Origin of the sequence: Acinetobacter sp. WC-141 (assembly GCF_000313935.1) — a bacterium.
GTDB lineage: Bacteria > Pseudomonadota > Gammaproteobacteria > Pseudomonadales > Moraxellaceae > Acinetobacter.
In genome coordinates, this window is the sequence record NZ_AMSS01000042.1 from 1 (window position 1) to 8339 (window position 8339).

An 8339-nucleotide genomic window follows, 5' to 3' on the forward strand; every position below is an offset into this window, starting at 1 on the left:
TAAAATAACACAATGTATTTTGTAATATCTGCTTTAGCTTCATCTCTGGTTTTATAGTTGCAATGATGCACTAATTCATTCTTGAGTATGCCCCAGAAACTTTCAATCGGTGCATTATCGTAACAGTCCCCACGTTTGCTCATTGAACCTTGAAAATCACATTTTTCCAGTATCTTTCGATATTCATGGCTGCAATATTGGCTGCCTCTGTCCGAATGAATAATTAAGCCTTTCGTTGGTTTTTGATTACGAATCGCCATAGTCAGTGCATTGCAAACAAGTTGTGCGGTCATACGCTCATTTAAGCTATAGCCAACCACTTGTTTCGTGTACAGGTCTTTTACTGCTGCCAAGTATAACCAACCTTCAGCAGTCCAAATGTATGTAATATCGCTTGACCATGCAAGATTGGGCTTAGTCATTGAAAACTGTTGCTCTAGTAAATTTGCGTAGATCGCTCGATTATGATCACTCTTCGTAGTTCTTTTGAAACGCTTATGACGCTTACAATACAGCTGGTTGAGCTTTTTTATTTGACGTACAGCATACGTACTGATTTTGATACCTTGCGCTTGTAAATGCTTAGTTAATCGAATATAGCCATAGCTTTGTTTAGTTTCCTCATGAGCTATTTTGACCAAAATTGTCTGTTGATTTCGCTGAACCAATCTTTTATTCATGCCTCGTTTTAGCCAATCATAAAATCGTGACACTGAAACGTGAAGTAATCTAGCCATAAAGCTAATCGGGAATAAATATCTTTGCTGTTTCATATAGGCGTACCTTACTGACTTTCTTTCGCAAAGTACGCTGCTGCCTTTTTTAGAAATTCACGTTCCATTTCAGCTGTTTTGAGCTGTTGTTTGAGCTTTTTATTTTCTTCGAGTAAGGCATTTAGATCAGGTGAATATTGTTTAGTGCCTGCTAAGGTGCCAGTCTTTGCTTTATTATTCCAATTTGAAAGAGTTTGCATTGAAATGCCAAGTTGTCTGGCTGTTTCCGATACATTGCCTTGATTGGCTTCAATCAATTTTATTGCTTCAACTTTAAATTCTGCGGTGTAAGTCTTCTGTTTCTTGCTCATGGTAAACTCCTGATGAGTGTCTATAGTTTACCAAGTTAAAACCTCCTGTTTTCTCAGCACACATCAGGAGACTACCTGTCAGAATTAACAGGTATGGTTAGTCCCATAAAAAAAACGCCAGCAAGGGGTTGCTGGCGTATAAAATGAATCTGCATTGACATGCAGGTATTGCCTAATTTATCAGGATTGATCCATATGTTGCATATCAAAATAACGATTTACAAAAACGAAATTAAAAAGCATCTCCCTGCCCTTATGAGTCTGCTCGGCACACTTATTTTTATGGCCGCATTCTTCGCGCTATCCGTTCACTTTAACGCTGCAATTGTCAAATGTCACTAAAAACTGACCCACTATTTGCATCTAAAATTGACCCACGTAGTTGTTAAAATATTACAGTCGTGAAACTCAATTAATTGATGGCTAACTCCTCCTGATCTATTTTGGTTTGTCGTGGTTTAGTTCGCTTTGTTGCAATTCCCTTGGTACTCGATTCTTTAAAGCGCCAAGACTCATTGCCTGTTTCGACGATATGACAATGATGCGTTACCCCCGCCAAAATAGATATCCATAGTGCGATATGTAGTTGCAGAGTGCCTAACAATATTACTATCTAGGAATATTTTCATGGCCATGCCTAACGAGGCTGTAGCGAAACTCCCAGCCGAATTTTACCCATTAAAGCGGTCCAAATAACAAACATATTTCATGCTGCTATTCAAATTCCAGCTCACTAAAGCGCAACAACTTCGCTACTTTTCAAATAGCCGCGCATCACCAAAAATAAAATATTTGTACTTCGAGTTTTGCTACAACTTCAACGAGTCTGTAGTAAAAGGAATCCGTAAAGACACTTATCCACAGCACTCTCTGTATTGATTAGTAGTAGGTTAAAAGCCACGCAAACGATTTTACATAATCGCCACTTATGAGTAGTGACGTAATTTTAATGTGTCTCGACCTATTTTGAGCCTTCCAGCTGCGTTCGGCCAGAAGCGGACGCCAGGGTGTGCCTTAAAATCCTGCTAAACCCCTCCCAGCTAGCTCCGCCAATTACCGGCGCCTCACTGCATACCAATTGGAAGTCTTATAGCCAAGCGTTTGAGTGCGATTGCTAATTGCTCGCAATAAAACTGTAACATTGAGTCGTTATGCTCACCTCATTATCTGATTTCGTAATCAAAAATAAAGATTGATTACAACAACGAGGGTCTGGCAGCAATGATTCAACTTCAAAATATTACCGTCCAGTACGGACAAATGATTGCGTTGCATCCAACTTCACTCACGTTTCAACAGGGACAGTTTTCAGTGTTGCTCGGTGCCTCTGGTGCAGGCAAATCAACAATGCTCCGTTGTCTTAACCTGATGCAAAAACCCACTAACGGCAATATAAACATTACAATGTTAGGTTCATTGTTGGACAAAAAAATATTGCAAGAGCATCGTCGGCGTACTGGCATGATATTCCAGCAGCATCAATTAATTGGTCGACTTTCTGTTTTGCAAAATGTGCTAATGGGTAGACTAGGTTATCACTCGACGCTTCGTACTCTTTTTCCTCTATCGAAGGAGGATCAATCTATTGGATTACACAGCCTTGACCGCGTTGGGCTACTTCACAAAGCACTCTCACGAGTGGATGAGTTAAGTGGCGGTCAGCAACAACGCGTGGGTATAGCTCGGGCATTAGCGCAGCGACCGGCACTTGTTTTGGCAGACGAGCCTGTGGCAAGCCTTGATCCAGCAACCGCCAACAAAGTCTTGGCGCTCTTACACCAGATATGCAAAGAAGACGGCATAACCGCTGTAGTCAGCCTACATCAAGTCGATCTCGCTAAACGCTATGCTGACCGAATCGTCGGTCTGGCTCATGGCAAGGTTGTGTTCGATGCAATACCAGCGGCTCTGACACAAACGCATGTAACTGAACTCTATGAACAAAAAGCGCAATTGAATTCAAACATTCCAAATATTACTCATAACCATTGTTTAACTTAAGAACTGAGGAGAAATAACCATGAAAAAGCTATTCGCTGTACTGGCTCTAATATTGTTTAGCCTCTTAGGTAGTGTCACATATGCCGCACCTAATCCTGACCCCGGCACATTAAAAGTTGCTCTCTTGCCTGATGAAAATGCATCAACCGTCATTAAAAATAATAAGCCTCTAGAGATGTATCTTGAAAAAGCTCTGGGCAAAAAGATTGAGCTTATTGTTACCACTGACTATTCATCAATGATTGAAGCAATGCGGTTCGGTCGTATTGATCTTGCATATTTTGGGCCCTTGTCTTATGTATTGGCCAAACAGAAAAGTAAGATTGAACCATTTGCAGCAATGCAACAAAAAGGCACAACAACTTATCAGTCAGTGCTAATTGTGAATAAGGCGGCGGGCATCAACAACATCACAGATATCAAGAAAAAAGCCGTTGCCTGGGGTGACAAGGCCTCTACATCCAGCCACCTGATCCCCAAATCAATGCTTGCTGATAAAGGATTATTTGCCGGAACGGATTACAAGGAGCATTTCGTAGGCGCTCACGATGCAGTGGCGATGGCAGTTCAGAATGGACACGCGCAGGCCGGTGGTCTGAGCAAGCCCATTTTCAAATCGCTCGTTCTGAGCGGCTTGATCGATCTAAACAAAGTGAAGGTCTTAGCGGAGTCAAAACCGTTTCCTCAGTACCCATGGGCTATGCGCTCTAACTTAAAACCAGAGCTTAAAGAAAAAATTCGTGCTGCCTTCCTCGATTTGAAAGATCCGAACGTGTTGAAACCATTCAAGGCTGAAGGATTCGGGCCTGTAACAGATAAGGATTACGATGTCGTGCGTGATTTAGGTAGTTTGCTAAAGCTAGATTTTTCCAAGTTCTAATTTTTTGAGGTCTCTACAATGAATACGAACTTCGAAGCCATATTGTCAGAGCAGCGCCAAAGCTGGAATCGAGTAGTTAGGTATGTGATATTGATTTTAGCTATTGTCGTCGGATGTTGGTATTACGTTGGTCTATTTGATGGTGAGCGTTTAGGCGAAGGCGTGCCAAGTCTTGTTAGTCTCATTGGTGAGATGTTCCCTCCCAACTTTAGTGAGTGGAGAGCATGGGTCAAGCCAGTGCTCGATACCTTAGCCATGAGTATTGCTGGAACCGCCATCGCTGTGCTTTTGTCCGTGCCCTTGGGTATTTTGGCTGCACGCAATACCAGTCCACATCCAGCGGTCTATCAGGCTGCGCGTGCTCTGTTAAATGTGTTGAGATCTGTTCCTGAGCTTATTATGGGTATAGTTTTCGTGGCAGCTGTCGGCTTTGGTGCACTGCCGGGTGTGTTGGCATTAGGCCTGCACTCAATCGGCATGATCGCTAAGTTTTTTGCGGAAGCGATTGAGCATACAGATCAAGCACCAGTTGAAGCTGCGCAGGCCGCAGGTTGCAGCCCGCTACAAGTGATATTTCATGGCATTTTTCCGCAAGTATTACCGCAAATGGCCGACACCGCGATTTATCGGTGGGAATACAATTTTCGCGCCTCAACGGTGATGGGAATGGTCGGTGCCGGCGGTATAGGTTTCGAGTTGATAGGATCGCTGCGTCTTATGCAATACCAAGAAGTATCCGCGATATTGCTGGTCATTCTTGGGATGGTGACGCTAGTTGATACATTCAGTTCATTCTTGCGTCGCAAGTTCAAGTAGCTAACCCATATAAAAAATCCGGTATACACATGAGGGTCCACATGAAACAAAAAATAGTTCTTACCCACTGGGTTCATCCTGAAATTATCGATTATTTACAATCTGTTGCGGATGTCGTTCCCAACATGACCCGCGATACTATGTCGCGCGCAGAATTGCTGGAGAGAGCAAAGGATGCTGACGCACTAATGGTATTCATGCCTGACAGTATCGATGATGATTTTCTTGCGTCCTGCCCTAAATTGAAGATTGTAGGTGCAGCACTCAAAGGCTATGACAACTTTGATGTCGATGCTTGTACCCGCCGTGGTATTTGGTTCAGCATCGTGCCGGACCTTCTGACCATCCCAACGGCGGAGCTGACAATTGGATTGCTTCTTGGCCTGACTCGCCATCTGGCCGAGGGGGATCGCCGTATCCGAACTCACGGATTTAACGGGTGGAGACCGGAACTATACGGAACGGGTTTAACAGGACGCACACTCGGAATCATCGGTATGGGTGCGGTCGGGCGAGCGATTGCGAAGCGCTTATCGAGTTTTGATATGCGGGTGCTTTATTGCGATGACATCGCCTTGAATCAAGAGCAGGAAAAGGCCTGGAATGCACGACAGGTGAGTCTCGATGAATTATTAAGTAGCAGTGACTTTGTTGTACCTATGCTGCCAATGACGCCGCAAACTTTGCACTTATTGAATGCAGAAACAATTGGCACAATGCGCACAGGAAGCTACTTGATCAATGCGTGTCGTGGTTCAGTTGTCGATGAATTAGCTGTTGCCGAAGCACTTGAATCTGGAAAATTGGCGGGTTATGCGGCAGATGTTTTCGAATTGGAAGAGTGGATCCGTGTTGATAGGCCAACAGCTATTCCGCAGGAGTTACTGACCAATACAGCGCAAACATTTTTCACCCCACATTTGGGGTCTGCGGTCGACGACGTGCGTTTCGAAATCGAGAAACTAGCAGCCAATAATATCTTACAGGCACTGACCGGCCAAAGGCCATCCGATGCTATCAATAATCCAATTTTGGAAGGCGTTAATTGATCAATCTTGAACGCGTAGTTACTTTTCTGGCTGTCGTGAATCGGGGTGGCTTTCGTGAAGCAGCCAAGCACACAGGGCTCTCACAGTCAGCTGTGACTCAGCATGTTAGGCGCCTAGAAGAGTCGCTGAGTGTCAATCTGATTGTGCGAAACAACGCAGGTTGTACGCTCACAGAGGAAGGCAAAGTGTTTTTGCCTTATGCGGAAAACCTAGTGCGCACCGGATCCAGAGCGTGCGCATTATTCGACACAAATCGTCTTGTAATAGGCGCGAGCTCGAATATCGGCATCTATGTATTGCCACCGCACTTGAGGCGGTTCAAGAAAACAGCAACTTGCAATTTTGATGTAGTCATTGGCGATAATCTTACCATTGTGAAAAAACTGGAAAACTTTGAAGTCGATGTGGCCATTATGGAATGGTGGGATCAACGAGAGGGATTTGATGCATGCGTTTGGCGAAGTGAAGAACTAGCTGTGATTGTGCCGGTGGAGCATCCGTGGGCCAAATTGGCGAGTATTCCATTAGATTGGCTGAAGGGAGAGAAATTGCTGGGGGGAGAAACAAGTAGCGGCACAGGGCGTCTGTTACAGCATTTTTTCGGAAGCGTGGCAGATTCTATTGGTGTATCTATGCAGCTTGGAAGCACAGAGGCGGTTAAACGGGCAGTACAGGCAGGCTTGGGTATTTCATTGGTGATCTCTTCGTCTGTGGTCGATGAGTGCGAGAGTGGTCGACTAAGAAGCGTTAAAATTGAAGGGATCACCCCCTACAAAAATCTTTACGTTATTTGTCGTAGCAATATGCTTGAAAATACACCATCGGCACATTTCAAAAAATTTCTACTTCAGTAGATGGATGGTATGTTGTTTATGCCAACAGTTAGAAAGTGTGAAGTTTGCCGTGACATATCATGATTTTAAGTTGATGGTAGCATTTTATTCATTTGCGTTATTTCTCTAGAAGGTAGGCGTCTAAATACTAAGTTTTCTACCTTTAAAAGGCCATATCGAACATCCACTTTAATCTGCGGTATCAAGAGAAGATTATTTTTTGCGAACATCCGCTTTGGGCACAACTGAGCCGGTTCTGGTGCTTTGAAATTAATTTAGATCAATTGCATCGCATATCCACCAGCTAACGTGTCCGTTAGTCTCACTAGCCCCTTTTCGGGTACATCTAGTGTGTCAGGTGCTTAGGCTCTAGCGCAAAAGGCGTACTCTTAATCTTCTCAAGACTCGCCTGTATCCAACCTGCTTTGGTCGCCTGATCATCACTGTGGTCAATGTCCGCGTCATTCAAACCTGATATGTGCTGAATTAGCAGGAGACTTTCACTTGGGATATGCTAGGCAGCTAACCGATAAAAGTTCTCTGCTATTTGATTTGGCGTTTTAAAATCCAAACTCTTTTGAATTCTTCGCTGATTATAAAATAACACAATGTATTTTGTAATATCTGCTTTAGCTTCATCTCTGGTTTTATAGTTGCAATGATGCACTAATTCATTCTTGAGTATGCCCCAGAAACTTTCAATCGGTGCATTATCGTAACAGTCCCCACGTTTGCTCATTGAACCTTGAAAATCACATTTTTCCAGTATCTTTCGATATTCATGGCTGCAATATTGGCTGCCTCTGTCCGAATGAATAATTAAGCCTTTCGTTGGTTTTTGATTACGAATCGCCATAGTCAGTGCATTGCAAACAAGTTGTGCGGTCATACGCTCATTTAAGCTATAGCCAACCACTTGTTTCGTGTACAGGTCTTTTACTGCTGCCAAGTATAACCAACCTTCAGCAGTCCAAATGTATGTAATATCGCTTGACCATGCAAGATTGGGCTTAGTCATTGAAAACTGTTGCTCTAGTAAATTTGCGTAGATCGCTCGATTATGATCACTCTTCGTAGTTCTTTTGAAACGCTTATGACGCTTACAATACAGCTGGTTGAGCTTTTTTATTTGACGTACAGCATACGTACTGATTTTGATACCTTGCGCTTGTAAATGCTTAGTTAATCGAATATAGCCATAGCTTTGTTTAGTTTCCTCATGAGCTATTTTGACCAAAATTGTCTGTTGATTTCGCTGAACCAATCTTTTATTCATGCCTCGTTTTAGCCAATCATAAAATCGTGACACTGAAACGTGAAGTAATCTAGCCATAAAGCTAATCGGGAATAAATATCTTTGCTGTTTCATATAGGCGTACCTTACTGACTTTCTTTCGCAAAGTACGCTGCTGCCTTTTTTAGAAATTCACGTTCCATTTCAGCTGTTTTGAGCTGTTGTTTGAGCTTTTTATTTTCTTCGAGTAAGGCATTTAGATCAGGTGAATATTGTTTAGTGCCTGCTAAGGTGCCAGTCTTTGCTTTATTATTCCAATTTGAAAGAGTTTGCATTGAAATGCCAAGTTGTCTGGCTGTTTCCGATACATTGCCTTGATTGGCTTCAATCAATTTTATTGCTTCAACTTTAAATTCTGCGGTGTAAGTCTTCTGTTTCTTGC

8 protein-coding genes and 1 pseudogene are annotated in these 8339 nt (G+C 43.1%); 5 read left to right on the top strand and 4 right to left on the bottom strand.

Going from position 1 to position 8339, the window contains the following annotated elements; translation table 11 throughout:
• Positions 1-1084, bottom strand: a protein-coding gene (locus ACINWC141_RS06140) for an IS3-like element ISAba21 family transposase (protein WP_155757884.1) whose coding sequence is annotated in 2 segments (ribosomal slippage) — positions 1-826 and positions 826-1084 — 1085 coding nt annotated over the 2 segments. Because the reading frame shifts where the segments join, the coding sequence is not laid out codon by codon here. This gene is flagged as partial in the annotation.
• Positions 1085-1580: 496 nt separating this feature from the next.
• A pseudogene (locus ACINWC141_RS20700) lies at positions 1581-1679 on the bottom strand (ATPase); the annotation flags it as partial.
• A 626-nt stretch (positions 1680-2305) separates the two neighbouring features.
• On the opposite strand from ACINWC141_RS20700, the gene phnC reads away from it, so the two are divergent.
• The 5 genes from phnC to ACINWC141_RS06170 are packed head-to-tail and all read left to right on the top strand — an operon-like array spanning position 2306 to position 6684.
• Complete coding sequence (gene phnC, locus ACINWC141_RS06150; RefSeq protein WP_009389228.1) at positions 2306-3085, top strand: phosphonate ABC transporter ATP-binding protein; 780 nt, start codon at positions 2306-2308, stop codon at positions 3083-3085.
• A 19-nt stretch (positions 3086-3104) separates the two neighbouring features.
• Positions 3105-3965: a phosphate/phosphite/phosphonate ABC transporter substrate-binding protein gene (gene phnD, locus ACINWC141_RS06155; RefSeq protein WP_009389226.1), complete on the top strand. Its 861-nt coding sequence runs from the start codon at positions 3105-3107 to the stop codon at positions 3963-3965.
• Between the two features lie 18 nt (positions 3966-3983).
• Positions 3984-4781, top strand: a complete 798-nt coding sequence (gene phnE, locus ACINWC141_RS06160; protein ID WP_004757464.1) for a phosphonate ABC transporter, permease protein PhnE — start codon at positions 3984-3986, stop codon at positions 4779-4781.
• A gap of 41 nt (positions 4782-4822) precedes the next feature.
• Complete coding sequence (locus ACINWC141_RS06165) at positions 4823-5830, top strand: phosphonate dehydrogenase (protein WP_004757466.1); 1008 nt, start codon at positions 4823-4825, stop codon at positions 5828-5830.
• Positions 5827-6684, top strand: coding sequence for a LysR family transcriptional regulator (locus ACINWC141_RS06170; RefSeq protein ID WP_009389225.1), 858 nt, complete (start codon positions 5827-5829; stop codon positions 6682-6684). Before ACINWC141_RS06165 ends, ACINWC141_RS06170 begins: the two co-directional genes overlap by 4 nt.
• 325 nt (positions 6685-7009) lie before the next feature.
• On the opposite strand, the gene ACINWC141_RS20615 is transcribed toward ACINWC141_RS06170, so the two are convergent.
• Together ACINWC141_RS20615 and ACINWC141_RS06175 are read right to left on the bottom strand one after the other, a co-directional pair.
• Complete coding sequence (locus ACINWC141_RS20615) at positions 7010-7132, bottom strand: hypothetical protein (RefSeq protein ID WP_009584542.1); 123 nt, start codon at positions 7130-7132, stop codon at positions 7010-7012.
• A gap of 45 nt (positions 7133-7177) precedes the next feature.
• Positions 7178-8339 (bottom strand): IS3-like element ISAba21 family transposase gene (locus ACINWC141_RS06175; protein ID WP_155757885.1). Its coding sequence is split into 2 segments (ribosomal slippage), with 1163 coding nucleotides annotated over them: positions 7178-8085 and positions 8085-8339; the frame shifts between segments, so codons are not numbered across the junction. This gene is flagged as partial in the annotation.

What these genes read in the sequence shown, in the direction of transcription:
- phnC (WP_009389228.1), top strand. Translation starts at nt 2,306, where the DNA reads ATGATTCAACTTCAAAATATTACCGTCCAGTACGGACAAATGATTGCG.
- phnD (WP_009389226.1), top strand. Translation starts at nt 3,105, where the DNA reads ATGAAAAAGCTATTCGCTGTACTGGCTCTAATATTGTTTAGCCTCTTA.
- ACINWC141_RS06165 (WP_004757466.1), top strand. Translation starts at nt 4,823, where the DNA reads ATGAAACAAAAAATAGTTCTTACCCACTGGGTTCATCCTGAAATTATC.
- phnE (WP_004757464.1), top strand. Translation starts at nt 3,984, where the DNA reads ATGAATACGAACTTCGAAGCCATATTGTCAGAGCAGCGCCAAAGCTGG.